The sequence below is a fragment of the Flavobacterium frigoris PS1 genome (assembly GCF_000252125.1).
In the GTDB taxonomy this organism is placed as follows: domain Bacteria; phylum Bacteroidota; class Bacteroidia; order Flavobacteriales; family Flavobacteriaceae; genus Flavobacterium; species Flavobacterium frigoris_A.
In genome coordinates this window covers 734,008-754,997 of the sequence record NZ_AHKF01000018.1, presented here as the reverse complement: position 1 = coordinate 754,997, position 20,990 = coordinate 734,008, and the positions used below count along the sequence as shown (strand labels likewise).

At 34.2% G+C, this 20,990-nt stretch carries 19 protein-coding genes; 17 read left to right on the top strand and 2 right to left on the bottom strand.

The window, feature by feature from the left end; translation table 11 throughout:
• Positions 1–11: 11 nt before the first annotated feature.
• Together HJ01_RS12005 and ytxJ are read right to left on the bottom strand one after the other, a co-directional pair.
• A complete protein-coding gene (locus HJ01_RS12005; protein WP_007138703.1) occupies positions 12–680 on the bottom strand; it encodes a hypothetical protein in 669 nt (222 codons plus the stop codon).
• A 26-nt stretch (positions 681–706) separates the two neighbouring features.
• Positions 707–1,096 carry a bacillithiol system redox-active protein YtxJ gene (gene ytxJ / locus HJ01_RS12000; protein WP_007138702.1) on the bottom strand — a complete coding sequence of 130 codons (390 nt, stop codon included), beginning with the start codon at positions 1,094–1,096 and terminating at the stop codon, positions 707–709.
• Between the two features lie 145 nt (positions 1,097–1,241).
• Between ytxJ and clpB the strand changes: the two genes are divergently transcribed.
• The 17 genes from clpB (at position 1,242) to HJ01_RS11905 (ending at position 20,548) form a co-directional block, all read left to right on the top strand.
• Positions 1,242–3,848 carry an ATP-dependent chaperone ClpB gene (gene clpB / locus HJ01_RS11995; protein WP_007138701.1) on the top strand — a complete coding sequence of 869 codons (2,607 nt, stop codon included), beginning with the start codon at positions 1,242–1,244 and terminating at the stop codon, positions 3,846–3,848.
• 443 nt (positions 3,849–4,291) lie between these two features.
• Positions 4,292–4,489 (top strand): hypothetical protein, encoded by a 198-nt coding sequence (locus HJ01_RS17720; protein WP_007138699.1) that lies wholly within the window; start codon positions 4,292–4,294, stop codon positions 4,487–4,489.
• 962 nt (positions 4,490–5,451) lie between these two features.
• Positions 5,452–6,021, top strand: a complete 570-nt coding sequence (locus tag HJ01_RS11975) for a Crp/Fnr family transcriptional regulator (RefSeq protein WP_007138696.1) — start codon at positions 5,452–5,454, stop codon at positions 6,019–6,021.
• 61 nt (positions 6,022–6,082) lie between these two features.
• Entirely contained in the window at positions 6,083–6,610 is a 528-nt protein-coding gene (locus HJ01_RS11970; RefSeq protein WP_007138695.1) for a heme-binding protein, read from the top strand.
• 17 nt (positions 6,611–6,627) lie between these two features.
• Positions 6,628–7,035, top strand: coding sequence for a hydroxyisourate hydrolase (gene uraH, locus HJ01_RS11965; RefSeq protein ID WP_007138694.1), 408 nt, complete (start codon positions 6,628–6,630; stop codon positions 7,033–7,035).
• A gap of 376 nt (positions 7,036–7,411) precedes the next feature.
• Positions 7,412–8,227: an SDR family oxidoreductase gene (locus HJ01_RS11960; RefSeq protein ID WP_007138693.1), complete on the top strand. Its 816-nt coding sequence runs from the start codon at positions 7,412–7,414 to the stop codon at positions 8,225–8,227.
• A gap of 12 nt (positions 8,228–8,239) precedes the next feature.
• Complete coding sequence (locus HJ01_RS11955; RefSeq protein ID WP_007138692.1) at positions 8,240–8,737, top strand: hypothetical protein; 498 nt, start codon at positions 8,240–8,242, stop codon at positions 8,735–8,737.
• Positions 8,734–9,642: a helix-turn-helix domain-containing protein gene (locus HJ01_RS11950; protein WP_007138691.1), complete on the top strand. Its 909-nt coding sequence runs from the start codon at positions 8,734–8,736 to the stop codon at positions 9,640–9,642. The genes HJ01_RS11955 and HJ01_RS11950 overlap by 4 nt, the downstream gene beginning before the upstream one ends.
• A gap of 185 nt (positions 9,643–9,827) precedes the next feature.
• Complete coding sequence (locus HJ01_RS11945) at positions 9,828–10,400, top strand: Crp/Fnr family transcriptional regulator (RefSeq protein WP_007138690.1); 573 nt, start codon at positions 9,828–9,830, stop codon at positions 10,398–10,400.
• A gap of 73 nt (positions 10,401–10,473) precedes the next feature.
• On the top strand, positions 10,474–11,241 hold the full coding sequence (locus tag HJ01_RS11940; RefSeq protein WP_007138689.1) for an MBL fold metallo-hydrolase: 768 nt from the start codon (positions 10,474–10,476) through the stop codon (positions 11,239–11,241).
• 323 nt (positions 11,242–11,564) lie between these two features.
• The gene (locus tag HJ01_RS11935) at positions 11,565–12,170 is read left to right on the top strand and encodes an FMN-binding negative transcriptional regulator (protein WP_007138688.1); all 606 of its coding nucleotides are present in this window, start codon (positions 11,565–11,567) and stop codon (positions 12,168–12,170) included.
• Positions 12,171–12,370: 200 nt separating this feature from the next.
• A complete protein-coding gene (locus HJ01_RS11930; RefSeq protein WP_007138687.1) occupies positions 12,371–12,892 on the top strand; it encodes a GNAT family N-acetyltransferase in 522 nt (173 codons plus the stop codon).
• Between the two features lie 749 nt (positions 12,893–13,641).
• A complete protein-coding gene (locus HJ01_RS11925; protein WP_007138685.1) occupies positions 13,642–14,640 on the top strand; it encodes a sterol desaturase family protein in 999 nt (332 codons plus the stop codon).
• 297 nt (positions 14,641–14,937) lie between these two features.
• A complete protein-coding gene (locus HJ01_RS11920; RefSeq protein ID WP_007138683.1) occupies positions 14,938–16,395 on the top strand; it encodes an FAD-dependent oxidoreductase in 1,458 nt (485 codons plus the stop codon).
• 562 nt (positions 16,396–16,957) lie between these two features.
• Positions 16,958–17,356, top strand: coding sequence for a hypothetical protein (locus tag HJ01_RS11915; protein ID WP_007138682.1), 399 nt, complete (start codon positions 16,958–16,960; stop codon positions 17,354–17,356).
• 141 nt (positions 17,357–17,497) lie between these two features.
• Positions 17,498–19,126, top strand: coding sequence for a long-chain fatty acid--CoA ligase (locus HJ01_RS11910; protein WP_007138681.1), 1,629 nt, complete (start codon positions 17,498–17,500; stop codon positions 19,124–19,126).
• Between the two features lie 120 nt (positions 19,127–19,246).
• A complete protein-coding gene (locus HJ01_RS11905; protein WP_040473935.1) occupies positions 19,247–20,548 on the top strand; it encodes an APC family permease in 1,302 nt (433 codons plus the stop codon).
• The last annotated feature ends 442 nt before the right edge of the window (positions 20,549–20,990 follow it).

Genomic DNA, 20,990 nt, shown 5'->3' with positions numbered 1-20,990 from the left:
TGCTAAATTATTTAAAATTTTACTTTTCCAGATTTTAAATAAATAGCTGAATTTTTTATTGAATTGTTCATAGCACCTACAAGGGCTTTTTCAAATGCAAATAACATAACACCTGCGCTCCCTTTTGATTCAAAATCCAATACCTTTTTACGTGATTTTACGTCATAAATCTGAAAATGAGATTTTACAATACAACTTTCACTTTGTGTACTCCCTATCATACCTCCGCCTCCAGCCATTGGCATACCAATATTACCTTGCATACTATTTGCAATTTCATAATTGGTTATCCTAATCAAATAGTCAGCAGATGAATTTGTAAATAATGAATCTACCCTTTTTTGTTGTTCTTCAGTAGATATCAAAGCATCACTTGATATTAATTTGATAGACTCATCAAGTAATACTTCTCTAAAAATATTATCTTGTTTAAATGCACTAGCGCATAAACTGTCATATTGCATTACAAAGTCATGCTTTTGCTTATATTTTTTATTAAACGTTTTGGTAAATTCACTAATTACTACATTGTTATCACCAACAAGTACAGCAGTTTTATTTAAACCAAAAGTAAAACTAGACTCTTTATAATTTGAATTTTCAGTAATACGAACCACTTGACAAGAAACTAATAACTGAACGCATACAATTCCAACTATTAAGCATTTGTTTATCCCCATTTTATTTTAATTAATTACCTTCAAAACTATACTTTAGTCTTCAAAACCCCAGCATCTATATCACTGTGGGAGGCATTGTAAATTGCTTTTCCATCCTTAATTAAGATTAATTGAGGCGATTGATGTTGCACTCCAAAACGATTCGCTATTTCATTAGAAACTTCGCGATATGCTATTAAATCTAAAAAATAAGGTGTAACTTTATCTGAGAAGTCAAATTCATTTTCAAATTGTTTCAATGCCATTCTGCTGATACTGCAACGAGTACTGTGCTTAAAAATAGCAATTGGAGTATCGTTTGAAAGTGTAATGATTTCATTCAACTGTCCCAAATCAGTTAAGTTATTCCAGTCCATTTTAGGGCTAGAATCATTTTGGTTCTCTGAACCACTAAAAATATTTTTAAAAAAACTCATTTTTTGTCGTTAATTAAGTCAATTTGACTAGTTTATATGATAATAATCATGTTTTATACGCCATTTTGTCCGTACTATTGTATTGGAATACAACTTGATTACCAAGTAGCAAAGTTACCTAAATAACTTCATAAACTAAAAGATCATGAATATAAATAAATTTACTATAAAATCACAGGAAGCCATACAGCTTTCCCAACAATTGGCTCAAGGTTTTGGCCAACAACAAATTGAAAACGAACACATTTTTAAAGCTATTTTTGATGTAGACGAAAATGTAGCGCCTTTCATTTTAAAAAAACTCAATGTAAACGTGCCCTTGTTTCTTCAAATTTTGGATAGTACTATTCAAAGTTTTCCTAAAGTTTCGGGTGGCGAGATCATGCTTTCTAGAACAGCAAACTCGGCCTTGAATGAAGCAGAGATTATTGCAAAGAAAATGAATGATGAATTCGTTTCCATTGAACATTTAATCTTAGCTATTTTTGGGTCCAAAAGCAAGGTAGCACAAATATTAAAAGACCAAGGTGTTACTGAGAAAGGATTGAAAGCGGCTATTGACGAATTGCGAAAAGGAGAAAGAGTAACCTCTGCCTCAGCTGAAGAAACATACAATTCATTAAATAAATATGCCAAAAACCTAAACGAATTGGCCAAAAACGGAAAATTAGATCCTGTAATTGGTCGAGACGAGGAAATTAGACGTGTACTGCAAATATTGACCCGTAGAACAAAAAACAACCCAATGCTTGTGGGAGAACCCGGAGTGGGAAAAACTGCCATTGCAGAAGGTTTAGCACATAGAATTGTAGATGGCGATGTACCCGATAATTTGAAAAACAAAATCGTTTTTTCACTTGATATGGGAGCACTTATTGCTGGAGCAAAGTTCAAAGGAGAATTTGAAGAGCGTCTAAAAGCCGTAGTAAAAGAAGTGACTGCTGCCGAAGGAGATATTGTGTTATTCATTGACGAAATCCACACTTTAGTTGGTGCCGGTGGTGGCGAAGGTGCTATGGATGCCGCGAATATTCTGAAACCAGCTTTGGCTCGTGGAGAATTGAGAGCTATTGGTGCAACCACTTTGGACGAGTATCAAAAATATTTCGAAAAAGACAAAGCGCTCGAAAGACGTTTCCAAAAAATTATAATCGAAGAACCAGATACCGAAAGTGCCATTTCTATTTTACGTGGTATCAAGGATAAATACGAGACTCACCATAAAGTACAGATAAAAGACGAGGCCATTATAGCTGCGGTAGAATTGTCACAACGGTATATTACTAATCGTTTCCTGCCAGACAAAGCTATCGATTTGATGGACGAAGCGGCTTCTAAAATCCGAATGGAAATCAATTCAAAACCAGAAGAATTAGATGTTTTGGACAGAAAGGTAATGCAACTGGAAATTGAAATCGAAGCCATAAAAAGAGAAAAAGACGAAAGCAAGATCAAAATATTGGGAATGGATTTGGCCAATCTCAAAGAAGATCGAAATAAAATTTATGCCAAATGGAAATCGGAGAAAGATGTGGTTGATAACATTCAGTCCATCAAAACCGAAATTGAAGATTACAAGTATGAAGCAGAGCGTGCAGAACGCGAAGGTGATTACGGTAAAGTAGCGGAAATTCGTTATGGAAAAATCAAAGAAGCTCAAGAGCGCTTGAACATTCTACATGAAGAGTTAGTCGAAAATCAATCTGATGGAAGCTCCTTGATAAAAGAGGAAGTTACAAGAGAAGATATTGCCGAAGTAGTAGCCAAATGGACCGGAATTCCTGTTATGAAAATGTTACAGGGAGAACGCGAAAAATTATTACATCTGGAGGAAGAATTGCATCAGCGAGTAGTAGGTCAAGAAGAAGCAATCGAAGCCGTAAGTGATGCGGTACGTCGCAGCCGTGCCGGACTGCAGGACATGAGAAAACCGGTGGGAACTTTCCTTTTCCTTGGAACAACAGGAGTAGGAAAAACCGAATTAGCAAAAGCCCTGGCTGAATATCTATTTGACGATGAAAATGCCATGACCCGTATCGACATGAGTGAATACCAAGAACGCCATAGCGTAAGCAGATTGGTGGGAGCGCCTCCTGGATATGTGGGTTATGACGAAGGTGGTCAATTGACCGAAGCCGTTCGTAGAAAACCCTATTCCGTGATATTACTGGATGAGATTGAAAAAGCGCATCCAGACACTTTTAATATTCTGTTGCAGGTATTGGATGAAGGAAGACTAACGGACAATAAAGGACGTCTTGCCGACTTCAAAAACACCATTATCATCATGACTTCTAATATGGGAAGCCAAATCATACAAGAAAAATTTGAGAATTTAAAAGGAAGTATGGAAGCCGCTACCGAGGCTGCAAAAGTGGAAGTCCTAGGTTTATTAAAACAAACGGTGCGTCCGGAATTCATAAACCGTATTGACGAAATCGTGATGTTTACTCCGCTAAGCAGCGAGAATATTACTAAAATTGTGAGCCTTCAACTGAAATCGGTGACCAAAATGTTGGCCCTTCAAGGCATCACCATGGACGCCACTCCAGACGCGATTGCCTATTTAGCCGAGAAAGGATTTGATCCGCAATTTGGAGCCAGACCAGTAAAACGAGTGATACAAAGAGACGTACTCAACAAGTTATCCAAAGAGATTCTGGCTGGCAATATTGCCACAGAAAGTATCATTCTTTTGGATGCATTCGATGGAGAACTAGTCTTCAGAAATCAAACCGAATTAGTAGAATAAATATTTATAGTTTTTTTTGTAGTAAGAAAACACCAGCCGAAGAGTTGGTGTTTTTTTTTATTGCTTTTTTCAGGAGCAAAAGTGATCATTTTTTCATGCACTTCCCTCCCGCTTTCCACAGTATCTTTTGTGCTGAACCCCAGCACAAAAAGGATACATGCTCCCATCGGGGCTAGACCACAACTATTTATTTTCATAACTCCTTCTTCAAAATTTGATTCGATCAAGCAAATTATTTATTTCAAAGAAATATTTTTCTTACTAATTTCAAATAACTTATGTTATGGCGCAAAGCCAACCACTTTCAGATTTATAGTCGCTATTTTATAACGAGGATGTACTAGTTGTAAGCCATTTTAAAACCCTGCTAATGAAAGACGACAATACAGAAAAGACGCAAACAATTATCAATCTAGTTAACAGAAACCATTAAAAGTTCAGAATTGACCAAAGTTTCAGTAGAACTAAAAGAGGTAGGAATAGACTCAATCCTTAAGAACGGTTTGCTGAAAGATATTCCAGTAATTAGCGTACTTAGTGGAATATGGAATGCAGGAGTTGCAATTAGAGATCATAGATTTTCAAATAAACTTCTTCTTTTCCTGCACGATTCTTCAAAATTACCACTAGAAAAAAGATAGCAACTAATTGAAAATTTAGAGGACAACGACTTTCAAAAAGAAGCTGGAGAAAAGTTAATAGCAATTATTGACAAGTTAGAGACATCTTCTAAAGCAGTTTTAATTGGCAAATTATTAAATCTTTTCGGGCAAGAAGTTATTACAAAAGATGAATTTTGGCGAGTTACATTTATAATAGAAAAATTACCGACAAGTGATATTTTAGCATTAAATAGTTGGAGAAATATTGACTTAAATAAAGTCGATCATATCAGAAAGCACCTTTATTTATCGGTTGGTTTGTTTTAGACATGTCGTCAACTGGATTTGTATGGACAGAAAGGCTTTGTGAAATAATTTCAGAAGAGTTACTAAAATAAAACGGCTTAACACCAATGAAAAATCGTACAACAAAAGCAATGAGAAATCAATCACTCAGATGAAGAATTACAAACAAACGCTTGTATGAGCTATGCCCTTTTTACTAAATGCACAAAAAACAAAAAATGGAAACTCATTGAGCGCTTACAGTATACCGATTTGATTTATGAAAACAAACTCAGAATCGAGAATAACTATGAAGTGTACCGTCGTATACAAGCTATTGTAAGACAGCCTTAAGGACTTATAAAGCGGCAATGATGATCATATATTATGACAGAGAAAACCAATACACACGCCTCTGCTGATGTTGGTTTCATTGTTACAGCCGACAACCTCACGAGAATATTCAACTTATTTGACCCAATACTCTTAAAACAGTATCTAAAAAATATTGTTTTGTTTTTTCAAACTATAAAAGGGGTTTTTAAAGATTTTTACCGTCTTTTTTTATTATTTCTAATCGAGTCACTTTTTCACAAAAAGAAAAATATTGTAATCAAAATTATCTATTTTTACTTTATAATTTATATAGTATAACACCGTTTATAGGTTCTAAGACAAACTGAATTTGTATGCTATTTTACCAAAATCGTAAAAAAATGTTTGAAATTCTTGAAAAAGTTTTAAAGAAAAAAACTGACGTAGATGATAATACATTAAAAAAAATAGTTTCATATTTTAAAATTATACATACTAAACGAAACCAAATTTTGGTCACTAGTGAGGAAATATGTCAAAACTATTATTTTATAAACAAAGGATGTATTCGTTTGTTTACCATTTCAAAAGACGGTAATGATAATTCAAGGTTTTTTGCATTTGAAGAAAATTTCGCAACTGCTTTGCCTAGTTTTATTGACCAAAAACCTGCCGAAGAATATTTACAGACAATTCAGGATTCGGAATTGCTCTATATTTCAAGAACCGACTTTTATCATTTAGTTAATACTTTACCGCAATTTGCAAAATTATACACTGAAATTTTAGAAAATGGTTTTATCATCGCGCAAAAACGAATTTATGGTTTTCAAGGATTTGATGCTAAAGAAAAAGTGGAATGGATAATTAAGCATCAACCGAAATTATTATTAAATGTTTCAAACAAAATGGTTGCGTCCTATTTAGGAATATCGGCTTCAACATTAAGCAGAGTGAAATCTAAATTGTAAAAAACGTTGACATAGGGCAACTTTTTTGAAATTTCAAGCAATTATCTTTGTAAAAAAAAAGATGAAAAATTTACTTTTAGTATTAGCATTTATTCCAATTATAGGTAGCGGACAACATAATTCAAACCCAAAAGAAATATCGAAGCTAAACGATAGTTATATTAAATCTATTGATAATCTAACATTAGATGCAGCCTATATTTTAACTAATCGAGTTATGAAAAAGGCATTTGAACTTGATAAAAATGTATCAATAGCAGTTCTTGATGCGTCAGCTAATATAATTTTAATTATTCGAGGCAATAATGTTGGAATCCACAACACAGAAGCTGCTCGGAGAAAAGCTTACACAGCACTATCTACCAAAACTTCAACACTTGAATTATTACAAAAAGCAAATAGTAATTCTCTTATTAAAAATTTAAATACACTACCAGAACTACTCCTTTTAAGTGGTGGCTTACCTATTTGGTATAAAGGAAATGTTGTGGGTAGTATTGGAGTTGCTGGAGGTGGAAGCCCTGAGAATGATGATTTAATAGCAAAATCTGCATCAATTAACGAAAAGGGAATCACAACAAGTAAATAACTTAATAAAGAAAAATAATGAAAAAATTAATCTACACTGCGCTTTTAGTACTTCTATCGACCTTTATATTCGGACAAAATAACAAATTCCAGCTATCAAGTCATATTTTAGATGTGTCAAAAGGTTCACCAGCAAAAGACATTTCAATCAAATTAGAAAAATATAACGAGAAAACTAAAGTTTGGTCATTTGTTGATGAGAAAAAAACTGATGTAAACGGAAGAATTACTGACTTCTTAAATTCAGAAAAATCAAATTTAGGAATATATAAATTGACTTTTTATACTAGTGAATATTTTAAAAAAGACGGTGTTGACAGTTTTTATCCATTTATAGAAGTCGTTTTTCAAATAAAAGACCATAACCATTACCACGTTCCAATCACATTATCAGCATTTGGATATTCAACTTATCGAGGAAATTAATTTAAAAAAATGGCTCTTTTAATTCAGTGCCTACTCAAAAATATCGGGTTCACAAATCCCCAACTTCTTAAAGCAATAGAGAAAAATAAAAAGAATAACCCCAAATCCCCAATAAACAACGTTGGGGATTTTTTTTTGCACAATTTATTACAATTACCGAAAACCTTAAAACCGTACTTTTTCTTTTATATAATTACAAGTAATTGTAAACGATTATAAATTTTTCAAGTACTTATAAATAGGATTTGCATATTTATATTAGTTAGCAGAAACTTAGACCAAAAATCCGTAAAAAGAATACAAAATTCCTGAATTTGCATGAGCTGTCAACTGACATTATGAGGCAACTTTGCACAAAAATTTTAAATTTAAAAAAATGCACAAGACAATTTTAATTATGGGAGCAAGCAGTGGCATCGGAAAAGAAACGGCAAAGTTATTTCAATCTAAAGGGTGGAATGTAATCGCTACGATGAGAAATCCAGCAAATGAAACAGAATTAAACAAATTAGAAAATGTTTTAGTTACCCAACTCGATGTTTTAGATGTCGCTTCTATTCAAGATGCGTTTAATGAAGGTATTCAAAAATTTGGTAATATTGACGTATTGCTGAACAATGCTGGTTATGGAGCATACGGACCATTGGAGGCATTTAGTAGAGACCAAATTGTTAGACAATTCAACACCAATGTTATTGGCCTTTTAGACGTTACAAAAACCGTCCTACCTCATTTTAGACAAAACAAAAAAGGTGTTATTATCAATATTTCCTCAATTGGAGGCAAAATGTCTTTCCCATTAGGTTCCTTATATCACGGAACAAAATTTGCCGTGGAAGGCATTTCCGAATCGCTTAACTTTGAAGTAGAACAGTTTGGTGGACAAGTAAAAATTGTCGAACCAGGAATGATTGCAACCGATTTTGGAGGCAGGTCTTTTGATTTTAGTAATGACGAAAACATGGCTGAATACCAAAAAATTGTTGGTGCGTTGATGACTGCAATGCCCGCAATGGCAGAAAATGCATCACCTGCAAGTGTGGTAGCAGCGGTAATATTTGAAGCGGCAACCGATGGTAAAAATCAATTGCGATATACCGCAGGTGAAGATGCTAAAATGCTTATGGCAAACCGTCAACAATATGATGATGATACGTTTATTGGAGGTATAAAAACACAATTCGGACTTTAAAACAATAGAACTATGAATCCAATTGTAAAATATTTCAATTCTGAAAAAGCCGAAAGTCTATTATTTATAAGCTTCGGTGTTTTCGCTATCCTATTGTCGGTCTATTTTTACTTTTTCATAAAAGAAAGCTTTTGGAAAGGTGTAGCCATTCCATTAGTGTTTTTTTCAATCATTCAAATCGTTATTGGGGCAACAATATTTACGAGAAGTCCAATAGACAATATAAGAGTTGAAAACATCCTAAAAAACGCCCCTCTTAAAATACAATCAGAAGAAATTCCAAGAATGGAAAAAGTAATGAAAAACTTCGTTTACTATCGCTATTTCGAAATTTTAATGATTCTTTTAGGTGTCATTTTAATGTACGCTTTATCCAATTACGGGATTTGGAAAGGTTTTGGTTTGGGACTTTTTATACAATGTGCAGTTTTATTATCTTTAGACTTCTTTGCCGAAAAACGGGGTCATTTTTATGTTGAACATTTAAAAGAATTAGTTGAGAAAATATGACAGCAATTGTACATCTTCATAGCGTTACGGACTTATATAAATTATTTAATTTAGGCAATAGTCATCATCCATTAGTAGCTGTTTTAGATTTCAGTAACGTAAGTGAACAAGTGGAGGAATACTCTAAAATTTCTACTGACTTTTATTCGATTATGTTTAAAAACTATTGCAAAAACAATATCAAATACGGTAGAAAAGCAATAGATTTTCAAGACGGTAATTTAATATGTATTGCGCCCAACCAAACTATTGAAATTGATAATGAAATAGAGCACAAAGAAAACATGATGGGTTGGGGTTTGTTTTTTCACCCCGACCTGATTAGAGCTACTTCCCTAAATGACAAATTAAAAAGGTACAGCTTTTTTAATTATGAAGTTGCAGAAGCCCTTCATCTCTCTGACAAAGAAAAAATTATTTTATTTGAATGTGTCCAAAAAATTCAAACGGAACTTCAAGAAAATATTGATATGCACAGCCAACATATCATTGTCTCGACCATCGAATTATTATTGAATTATTGTTCCAGGTTTTATGGCCGACAAATGATTACCAGAAGCCAAACCAACAAGTCAATAATAGCTCAAATAGAAACCATCTTAAACACCTATTTTTCCGAATCAAATGTCAAAGTACAAGGATTGCCGAGCGTTGCCTTTTTAGCAGAAAAAGTAAACTTATCGCCAAGCTATTTGAGTGACCTACTAAAAAAGGAAACTGGTAAAAACGGGCAAGAACACATTCATTTTTACCTTATAGAACAAGCAAAAACGTATTTAATAAATACAGAAAAAAACATCAATGAAATAGCATACAGTTTAGGATTTGAATATCCCCAATATTTTAATAAACTATTTAAACAAAAGACAGGTAAAACACCAGTGGAATATAGAACCTTGAATTAAGAAAGTTTATTGCTAACATCGATTTTGCAAAATCGCGAATTTTCTAGTAAATTCACTTTTAGGTTTTACAAGAAATTTTATCTTTAACAGAAAATAATCGGTTCCGAAGTTCAAGACCTCGCAAAGAAGAGGAATGATGTTTCAATTTTGTCGAGACATACCGCACCCACAACTTTAGAAATTAAATGAAAGCAACAGACAAATTATTTTTGTTTTTTAACAGTGAATTTCCTTTTAATAAAGAAGGCTTGGAAGAATTTGTATATACTTTCGTTGTTAAATCGTACAAAAAAGGACACATTATTTTAGAAAATGAAACGGTTGAAAACGAGCTTCGTTTTTTAGACCAAGGCATTATTCGGGAGTATTATGCAACCAACGATAAAGAAAAAAATATAAATTTTTATACAAACTCAGGTTTTATAACCGATTTTTCTTCATTTACACATTCCACGACCACAAAAAAATACCAAGAATGTTTGACTGATGTGGATTTGAGAGTGTTATCAAAAGAAAAATTCTTGAATTTTACCAACCAATATAATTGTGGCAAACAGTTTATTGAAGCTATTTTCCAACGCATCGTTGTCAATAAGGAAACCGAAGAATTTAACCATTTTGTAAATACTGCAGAAGAATTGTATCTCGATATTATGAAAAATAAGCCTCATTGGTTATTGCAAATTCCTCAATATCATATTGCTTCTTATTTGGGAATTACACCTGAAACATTGAGCAGAATTAGAAAGCGAATTTAATTTCTTGATTTCAATCAATGGAATCTATTTTAGCAATGAGCAACTTTGGACTTTCAATTTAAAACATCAAAAAATGAAAATACATCATTTGCGAAATGCCACTATGGTGATAGAAACTGGAGATAAAGTAATTTTAGTTGACCCAATGCTGGGAAAAAAAGGAACAGCTGGGCCAACTTTCACCCTTTTTCGTTTTAAACCACAACGAAATCCTATTGTAGATTTACCAAGCAATGCAATGGATATGGTTGAAAAAACGACACATTGCTTACTAACGCATCTGCATCCAGACCACTTGGACAAGGAAGCAGAGTATTTTCTTCGCTCTAAACAAATTCCTGTTATTTGTAGTATAAAAGACGATGCCACATTAATAAAAAAAGGATTAAACGTTTCCCAAACTATAGAATATTGGATAACAAACCCTTTTTTAGGAGGAAGAATTCTAGGTATTCCAGCAGTTCACGGTTACGGATTTGTTGCCAAACCTATGGGAGATGTAATGGGCTTTTACATCGAATTACCAAATGAAAAATCAATCTATTTAAGTGCAGATACCATTTATACCGACGATGTACATAGAGTGCTAACGGAACTAAAACCTGAAGTTGCAGTTGTAGCTTGCGGAACTGCACAATTGGATGTTTTTCAGCCTTTATTAATGCGAATGGACGATATTTTAAAATTTGTAAAAAACGCACCACACAAAGTAATAGCCAATCATCTGGAAGCGGTAAATCATTGTCCAACAACACGACAACAATTAAAAGTAGAAGTTTCAAAAATTGGACTATCTGACAAGGTTTTTATTCCAAATGATGGAGAAACTAAGATGTACTGATAAAATAGTAAGAATGAGTTTTATATAAAAAATCTAAGCCAGTAACTTAATGTGTTATTTGTATGTACTATAGATTTCCAGTGGGTAATCGAAGAGTATTGGCTTGCAAAAACCAATGCTGTTGAGAACTTTGGGGCAGTATAAAACTATGGCTGACAAGCGTTTTGCGTCAATCGGGCTCAAGTACAAACTTGATTTATTATACTTCTTATTAAGTTTAGTGCATATTGAGAGCCTTGTGCTCCGAAACCCACCCGAACGCCAAGACCAAAAACGTTGGCGCCTATTTTGACGAACCTTAAATATTAAAATGAGATGATAAAATGTATATTCCTAAAGTAAACTTAACAACAAATCAAACCGAAATTATTGCATTTATGAAGCAATTTAGTTTTGCAACTATAATCACAGCAAAAGACAGTTTTCCAATTGCGACACACTTGCCATTTTTAGTAACGACCAAAGACGACAATATTATTTTGAGTTCTCATTTTGCAAAAGCAAATGAACATTGGCAAGACATTGAGAATAAAAATGTTTTGGTGATTTTTAGTGAGCCTCACGCCTATATTTCTACAAAGAATTATGACAAAGAACTTAACGTACCAACTTGGAACTATATTTCAATTCACGCCTACGGACAAGGAAAATTAATAACAAAAATAGAAAAAACTTTTGAAGTACTTGAAACGACAATTGACAATTACGAAACTTCATACAGGCAACAATGGGACAATTTCCCAGAAGATTATAAAATAAAAATGTCAAAAGGAATTGTAGCGTTTGAAATACTTATTACAGACTTACAAGCCAAGAAAAAGTTGAGCCAAAACAGGACAGAAACAGAGCAAAGAAAAATCATTGATACTTTATCAAAAAGTACGGACACAAATGAGCTACTTATTGCAAAATATATGAAGAATGCCTGAAAAAAGAAAACTACTAACAGCCGTATTGAGCAATCGGGATTTAGGCTCTTGTTTAGGACTAGTTTTGTACTTTTGAATTTCATTGCATAATCGAAAGTTATGTGCATTCAAACCCCCAACTTCTTGAAACACCAAAATATCGATTGTCATTGTAACCGACTCACTTCAAAAATAAAAGAAAATTAAAAAGAAAATCAAAAATGAACTTTCAAATACAAAATAGCAACAGTTACGACACAGATGAAATTTTCCGTTTATACAAAATCGCTACCGATTTTCAGAAGACGAGATTTACCCATCACTGGCCAGAATTTGACAGACACCTTATTGAAACTGAAATTTTAGAAAACAGACAATGGAAAATAGTCTCAGAGGGTAAAATTGTCTGTGTTTGGGCGACAACTTTTGACGATCCACAAATATGGGAGGAACGCAACGAAGAACCAGCTGTTTACATTCACCGCATTGCAACTAATCCTGATTTTCGAGGACAAAATTTAGTGAGTAAAATTGTCGAATGGGCAAAAATTTATGCTCAAGAAAATCAAAAACAATTCATAAGAATGGATACTGTTGGAGATAATTCAGGATTGATTAATTACTACACAAAATGTGGCTTTGAGTTTTTAGGTTTATTAAAACTTAAAAATACTGAAGGACTTCCTGCACATTATGACAACGCAACGGTTAGTTTATTTCAAATTGACCTAAACTCAAAATGATAAAATAACTTCTCATCTTTTTGTTTCCAGTTTTACTTTATCCATTCTTGCGAATTGAACATATTAAAACAGTTTTTACCCCGTTGCAAAATACAAAAAGACGATAAGACCAAAATAAAAAGTATTTTATTTCCTATCGAGACTGAAATTATTTTTCAGGAAAGGATAGTGCCACTTTCAATCGTAGTTGCAGTACTTATGAATAATTTAATACCGTGATTTTTAATACAAATATCGAATCATAATAGCAATTGACTCTTTTGATTCGCGTTGCAAAACCTTTACTTAATTCACATAAGTAATTAATTACTAGTCACAAAGCATCGGTAAGTTTAACTATTATACCGTTGTAATAGGATTCTAATGCATCACTCCCACTTCCTAATATAACCGATTTAGCCTCAACATTAGATCCTCTTTTTCTACTTTTAGATTCACTATTTATCAAAAAAAATAAGTAATAATAAATATACCCCTTCAATAAGCTTCCAACTGTTAATGCTATTTTAACGAAACATTATTGCTAAAATTAAAGTTTAAAAACTACCTTGAAAAAATTATAGTATTCCACTAGATAAGAGCATTTTTTTGTGCTTTGATGTGAAATTTGAAAAAAAAACATCAAAATACTATAATACCCATCCTATCAAATATTAATCTAGATGATCCTCACTAGTTTCTTATTTCGAAAACTTAAAAAAGCGTAAAAAACTACAATAATAAAATTAACACCATTATAATTATACTACATGAAAGAAAATCCTTTGACTATGGAAGTGCTATTAGATCAACTAGCAGGACTCAACATTATACAAATTGCAGCCATTCCATTGATTTTACTAGTTATATTAGAGTGGGTCCTTACAATTATTCAAAAAAAAGATTACTATAATAAACTAGACACTATATCGGCTACATTTATTGGTCTTGTAAATGTGGGTATCTCTGCTTTACTGAAAATAGGAATTTTTGGAATTATACTGTTTTTTTATAATGTCATCCCATGGAGCATCCCAACTGAATGGTGGACGTATATTCTTTGCATTATTTCTATAGATTTTTTTAGATACTGGTCACATAGATTGACCCATGTTAATCGTTTTTGGTGGGCAACTCACGTTACACATCACAATTCAGAAAAATACAACTTGTCAGTGGCATTTAGGTTAGGTTGGACACAGCACATTAAATTTATCTTTTTTATTCCTGTGATATTAATAGGGTTTGACCCAGTACTTTTTTTTATTTGTCATCAAATTGAAGTTCTCTATCAATTCTGGATTCATACCGAATATATTCGAAAATTACCGGCTCCAATTGAATACATTTTTGTTACACCTTCTCATCACAGAGTGCATCATTCTACAAATGACAAATACTTGGACAAGAACTTTGGATCAACATTTATTATTTGGGACAGAATGTTTGGAACTTTTGAAGCAGAGGAAGAGCAAACCGTTTATGGTATTACGACGCCAATTAATACCTATAACCCCATTACTTTAAATTTTCACGAATGGAAAGATATTTTCTTTGATGTAATTAAAAGTAGGTCCTTAAAAGAAGCATATGCTATGCTATTTACAAGTCCTTCTAAATTAGAAGATGTTAAAACTAAGTTCAATGCCATTAATTTAAAGGAAAATGAACAATCAAAAAAGATGCAGGCTGGTTTTATAAAAGTGAATAAAATTGACAAAACAAAAGATGTTCCACAACTTGTCAAAGAAGAAGTTTTAGAAACATAAAAAACAGTTCAAAAACTGATACAATTCATTATGCATATCTAAAGGCAACGCGATACCCAACTAAATTAGTTCTTGTTGCCTCCGAAATCATCTTTCATGAAAGCAACTATTCAAACGGTAGCTAAAGCAACTCTGAAGAAAATACCGTACTTTGTAATTGAAATATCAAACCTTTATGGCAATTTATTGATATGATTGGTGTTGTAAGCGCTTTGTTTAGTGCATATAAGTAACTATGTATGTACTTTTGCAAATGAACCCCAGATTTGACTCAACATCAAGTTAAATAATGAGAAAGTGGAAAAGATAAAAAATTCAGCTCTAAAATGGACTATTTGTCAAGAATGTCATGGACAAGGTAAAAAAAGTAGGGGGCTTAGCAAAAAAGCGCGACTTGGCTACCAGATGGCATTAGATCTTTATGGAAAAACGAATGATGAACGGACGGCACCAGTTCCTCCAAAGGGGCATCTATATTCCTGCTTGAACTGTAGCGGATCCGGCTTGGTTCCTTCTGTTGCCCCTCCTATTGCCGATAACGAAAATTACCCAAATATTGCTATTATTGGTGGCGGTATAGGTGGTGTGGCACTTGCAGTGGCTTGTTTGCACCGCGGAATCCCCTTTACCCTTTATGAACGGGATAGCAACTTTGAAGCACGATCGCAAGGCTATGGACTTACTTTACAACAAGCTAGTAGAGCAATCGAAGGATTGGGCATTTTCTCTTTAGAACAGGGCGTAATTTCAACAAGACATCTGGTTCATACTACAACAGGAAAAGTGATTGGTGAATGGGGAATAAGAAAATGGATGCAGTCCGATGCGAAAACGTCACCGAAACGTACAAATGTACATATCGCACGGCAGTCTTTGCGGTTAGCGCTGCTGGAACAACTTGGCGGACATGATGCGGTACAATGGGGACACCAATTAGTTGGTTTTAATGAATCTGACGATGATAGTCTTGGGCTGATATTTGAAGTAAATGGCGAGATTCAGCATGCCAAAGCAGATCTTGTGGTCGGAGCCGATGGTATTCGTAGCGCGGTACGCAGCTTGCTGATTGCAGAAGATAGTAGTCCATTGCGCTACCTAGGTTGTATTGTTATATTGGGTATTTGTCCTTTGAGTGCTATTGAGAGCCATAGCAGTTCATTACTAGACTCGGCTACTGTATTTCAAACCGCCAATGGCAACGAGAGGATCTATATAATGCCTTTCACATCAGACTCGGTGATGTGGCAATTGAGCTTCCCGATGCCAGAAAAAGAGGCTAAAGATTTAAGCGCACAAGGAGTTCAAGCCCTAAAGGAAGAAGCCTGTCGTAGAACAAAATGGCACGATCCCATTCCTCAAATTTTAGCAGCGACTCTAGAAACTCAGATTTCTGGTTATCCAGTGTATGACCGAGAATTACTTGAGCCAGAACTATTAAAAAAAGCAGGGCCAGCTACTCTGATCGGAGATGCAGCTCACCCCATGAGCCCATTCAAAGGGCAGGGTGCTAATCAAGCGCTGCTAGATGCGCTCTCGCTCGCTCGCGGGATCTCAAAAGGATGCAGACCTTTATCTCAATGGAGAAAAGCTGGAGTGAGGGAAAGTGTATTAACTGTGTTTGAATCAGAAATGTTAGAGCGCAGTGCTACTAAAGTGAAAGATTCAGCCGACGCTGTACAATTCCTACATTCCGAAACGGTACTCCACGAGGGTGATGAACCGAGAGGGCGATATATAAAGAAAGAAAAAGCATAATAAAACGCTGCACATGGCTTAAACAGTTGATGCCATTAATTGTCAAAAAACTGAATAGTAATAATAATAATATCCTTTGAACAGGTTTTTGATAGTAAAACTGTCTCAGATGCAATGGTAGAATAGAGCCTACTGCAGATAACAATTAATGTTAAAAACAACCGTTGAGAGTTAGATCTATGTCATAGATGAAGCGTTTACAGGTATTGTGATGTTTTGAAAAATGCTACTGGTCTTTGTCCCGTAATATATGGTTTGTTATTTATAAAATCTACATGGCAAACACTTTATTTGGCTGATAGAACCCGATAATTACTATTTGCTAAAGAGTAGCAGATGTAAGCTATTAGCTCGTCCACTAATTGAAATAACCAATGTCCTTTGTTGTGAAAATTAAGTAAACATCTATAAAAATTCGCGAAATAATATTAGGGCAAGCGACAAATCTAGTAAAACGACCTTTTTTTATCGTACTTTGGTTTGTGGAAAAACAATCCCCTTCAAAATTAGCAAAAAAGCTAAAGCTGCCTGAATTCTATAACTCGATAAATAACTAAGTCTTATGAATTTAAAAAATGTTGCTCCTTTACTAATCGTGGCTATTCTCGGTATGGTTTCCATACTACTTCCGATATTTATTTATGGTGATTTGAAGCCTTATGATTCGCCATTATTCCCTCTAATTAGAACTGGTATTGAAGGCATTTCTAGATATAGCTTAATCTTCCTTCTTTTATCCGGTTTTATAGTGAAGTTATTTAGCAATTTACCCTTTTGGCAAATTGGACCGATGAGCATGGCTTTATTCCCATTAGCCGCTATTTGCGAAATGATTGCCGATTCTTCTTCTCATAACATGTTTCCATTTGAATTCATCATGTATGGCTTTCTAACAATTCCAGCTATAATAGGCGCAATTACCTCCCAAGTTATTAGAGGTTTTGTTATAAGAAAGCAGTAAAAACTTCCTGTAACAAGGCTTCACACTAATATAAAATAAAAATCTTAACTTAGTCAAGAAACCTGAGAATTACGAAACGGATTGTAGCAATACTAAAAATAAAGACCTTATTAAAAAAATCACTCATTAAAACATTTTAATATGAAAGGATTAATAATGGATTATCCACTTACAACAAATACTATCCTTGAATATGGAAATAGCGTCTATCATCATAAAAAGATAATAACCCATTTACCAGATGGAATAAGACATGAGTATAGTTTTGGTGATATGTATAAACGTTGTAAAAAGTTAGCCAATGCATTAACACAGAAATTAGGAATCACTAATGGCGATATGGTGGGCACTTTTGCTTGGAATCATGGTCCACATGTCGAATTATATTATGGAATATCTGGTATAGGAGCTGTTTGTCATACTATAAATATCCGCTTGTCTGCTAACCAAATAGAATACATTATCAATAATTCAGAAGATAAAGTAATATTTGTTGATGCAACATTAGTTCCTCTTTTAGAAAAAATTGCTCCATTACTTGAGACTGTCGAATACTATATTTTGATAAATGCAGCCGACGATTTTATAACCACTTTACCCAATACATTGCATTACGAAGATTTGATACGAGACCAATCAGAAGATTTTGAGTGGCCTGAGTTAAATGAAAATGATGCCAGCGGTTTGTGTTATACCAGCGGAACAACAGGCTTGCCAAAAGGAGTCTTATATTCCCATAGGTCAACATTTTTACACGCCACAACGATAATGTCACCTAATGCGGGGAATTTTAGCAATAGAGATACTGTTTTATTGATTGTACCGCAATTTCATGTCATGGCCTGGGGTTTTCCATACTTGTGCCTGCTATCTGGATCAAACATGGTACTTCCCTCGTCTAATTTACAGCCTGAGGCTATAATAAAAATTCTTATAGAAGAAAAAGTAAATAAAGCCAACGGAGTTCCAACTATATGGTTAGGTGTCTATCACGCCCTAAAGATGAATCCTCCAAAAGAAAAATTAGCGCTCGAAGAATATCTTGTTGGCGGTTCGGCACTAACAAAAAGTCTTATTGAAGGTTTTGAAAAAGATTTCGGAATAAAAGGAGTTCAAGCTTGGGGAATGACTGAAACATCTCCTCTGGGAACAGTAAGTCGCCTTCAACCACTACATGATTGTCTGTCAGAAGACGCAAAGTTAACTATTCGTGCCAAGCAAGGAACTGCATTTCCAGGTGTAGAATTAAGAATTGTAACTGATGATGGGAATTTGGCACCAACAGATGGTAAAACTATGGGCGAACTGCAAATAAAAGGCGCATGGACCATTACCTCTTATTTCAAAACGAATAATAACGAAAATTTCACAAAAGACGGTTGGTTTAAAACTGGTGATGTGAGTACCATTGATCAAGATGGTTATATGGAGATTAAGGACAGAACTAAAGACCTTATCAAAAGCGGTGGTGAATGGATCTCCAGTGTAGCACTTGAATCTGCATTAATGGCTCATCCTAAAATTAAAGAAGCTGCCGTAATTGCAATACCAGATGAAAAATGGGTCGAAAAACCTTTGGCTTCAATAGTTTTGATGAATAATGAAGATGTAGTTTCAGAAGAAGAATTAATCGATTTTTTATCGAGAGAATTTGTAAAATATCAAATTCCGAAAGACTATGTTTATATGAATGAAGTACCGAAAACCAGCGTTGGCAAATTTGACAAAAAAGAAATCCGAAAGCTTTTTGCCGAAGGAAAACTTACTTAAACGGTATGACCGTCGATTAGAAGAAAATAGTAATATAAAAACGAAATGCCAAGCCGCACAAAGTCTCGTAGGCAGGCTCACGTTGCGCTTACTGAAAAAAAATTAATCACAAAAACAAAAATGGATAATTATAAAAAAGATAGTTTAACTCTTAAAGGCGCAGTGGCTCTTGGTACCGGAGTAATGATTGGAGCGGGAATTTTTGCGCTTTTAGGTCAGGTTGCCGAATTATCAGGGACCTTATTTCCATATATCTTTATTATCGGAGCAATTATTTCTAGTTTCAGCGCTTATTCCTACATTAAAGTTTCTAATGCGTACCCTTCTGCAGGTGGTGTAGCAATGATTTTGATGAAAGCTTATGGCAAAACAACGTTGACCGCCGCAGCCTCTGTCCTTATGGCACTTTCCATGATCATAAATGAAAGCCTAGTGGCGAGAACCTTTGGTACTTATACCTTACAGCTTTTTGATGTGGAGAGGAATTCCTTCTGGGTGCCGGCTTTAGGCGTCGCCTTATTGATCCTTGCTTATATTATTAACGTATCAGGAAACAAGGTTATCGGAAAAACTTCCCAAGTGATGGCGTTCATAAAAATCGCCGGAATAATCGTCTTCGCTATTGGAGGCTTATGGGCTGCCCATTTTACTTTAGGTGATGTTCTGCCTGCATCAACAGATGCAGCTAACTATTCAGCTGCAAGTTATGTTGGGGCTATTGCCCTTTCGATACTGGCATATAAAGGATTTACGACGATAACCAACAGCGGTGGAGAAATCACTGAGCCGCACAAAAATGTGGGAAGGTCAATCATTATTTCAATATTCATTTGTACAGTTGTCTATTTTTTGGTAGCTATTGCAGTTAATTCCAGTTTATCAATCTCTGACATAGTAAAAGCAAAAGATTACTCTTTGGTTGAGGCAGCAAGACCCGCCTTTGGAAAATTAGGAATTTATTTTACTGTGGGAATAGCAATTGTAGCTACGATTTCAGGGGTGATCGCCAGCATTTTCGCTGTATCTCGAATGACGGCCATGCTAACCGATATGGAGCTTGTACCGCACAGTCATCTTGGAATGTCAGGAAGCATTCAAAAACACATGTTGATCTACATTGTTGTTATTGCAATTACCTTAACTATTTTCTTTGACTTATCGCGCATTGCTTCAATTGGGGCTATTTTTTATTTAGTGATGGACATGATAGTTCATTGGGGTGTTTTTAAACATTTAAGAAAAGATGTAAAGGCTAATGGGATAATATTGATAACCGCATTATTGCTTGACTTATTAGTATTAATTGCTTTTTTATGGGTCAAAGCTAATTCTGATATTTTTGTTGTTATTGTTTCAGCAATCGGAGTTATTTTTGTGTTTGCAGGAGAAAAATGGTTTCTACATTGGAAAAAAAAGGAATAGATCGCTCTTACAATTTCCGTCAGCTGATCCGATTATTAAACTATTTCCTCCGGGTATCAGTAATGTGAACTATTTTCCAAAAGTCATTCTTTACGAACAAAGTAATAACGTTAACTCCACAGTGACTAAGTAATCCGTTTTTGTAGAATCCATAGCAGTCCACACTAAAAACTTAGCACCATCTACTTGAATAGAATAGCTTCCCATCTTTTCAGAAAATTAAATGTCATTTGGTATCGCTGCAATTGAATTGTAGAATACTGACAATGATTCTTCCGATAAAGAACTCCCTTTGGTACTTTCAAAAATAGATTTCAAAACACATTTTATGAACATACAGATTTTATTTTAACCGCGTCTCTAGTATAAAAACCCTCGAAAAAAAAATAATACTATAATTAATTTCCTAGTTTTATGCTTGACTTTTGAATGAAAATAAAAC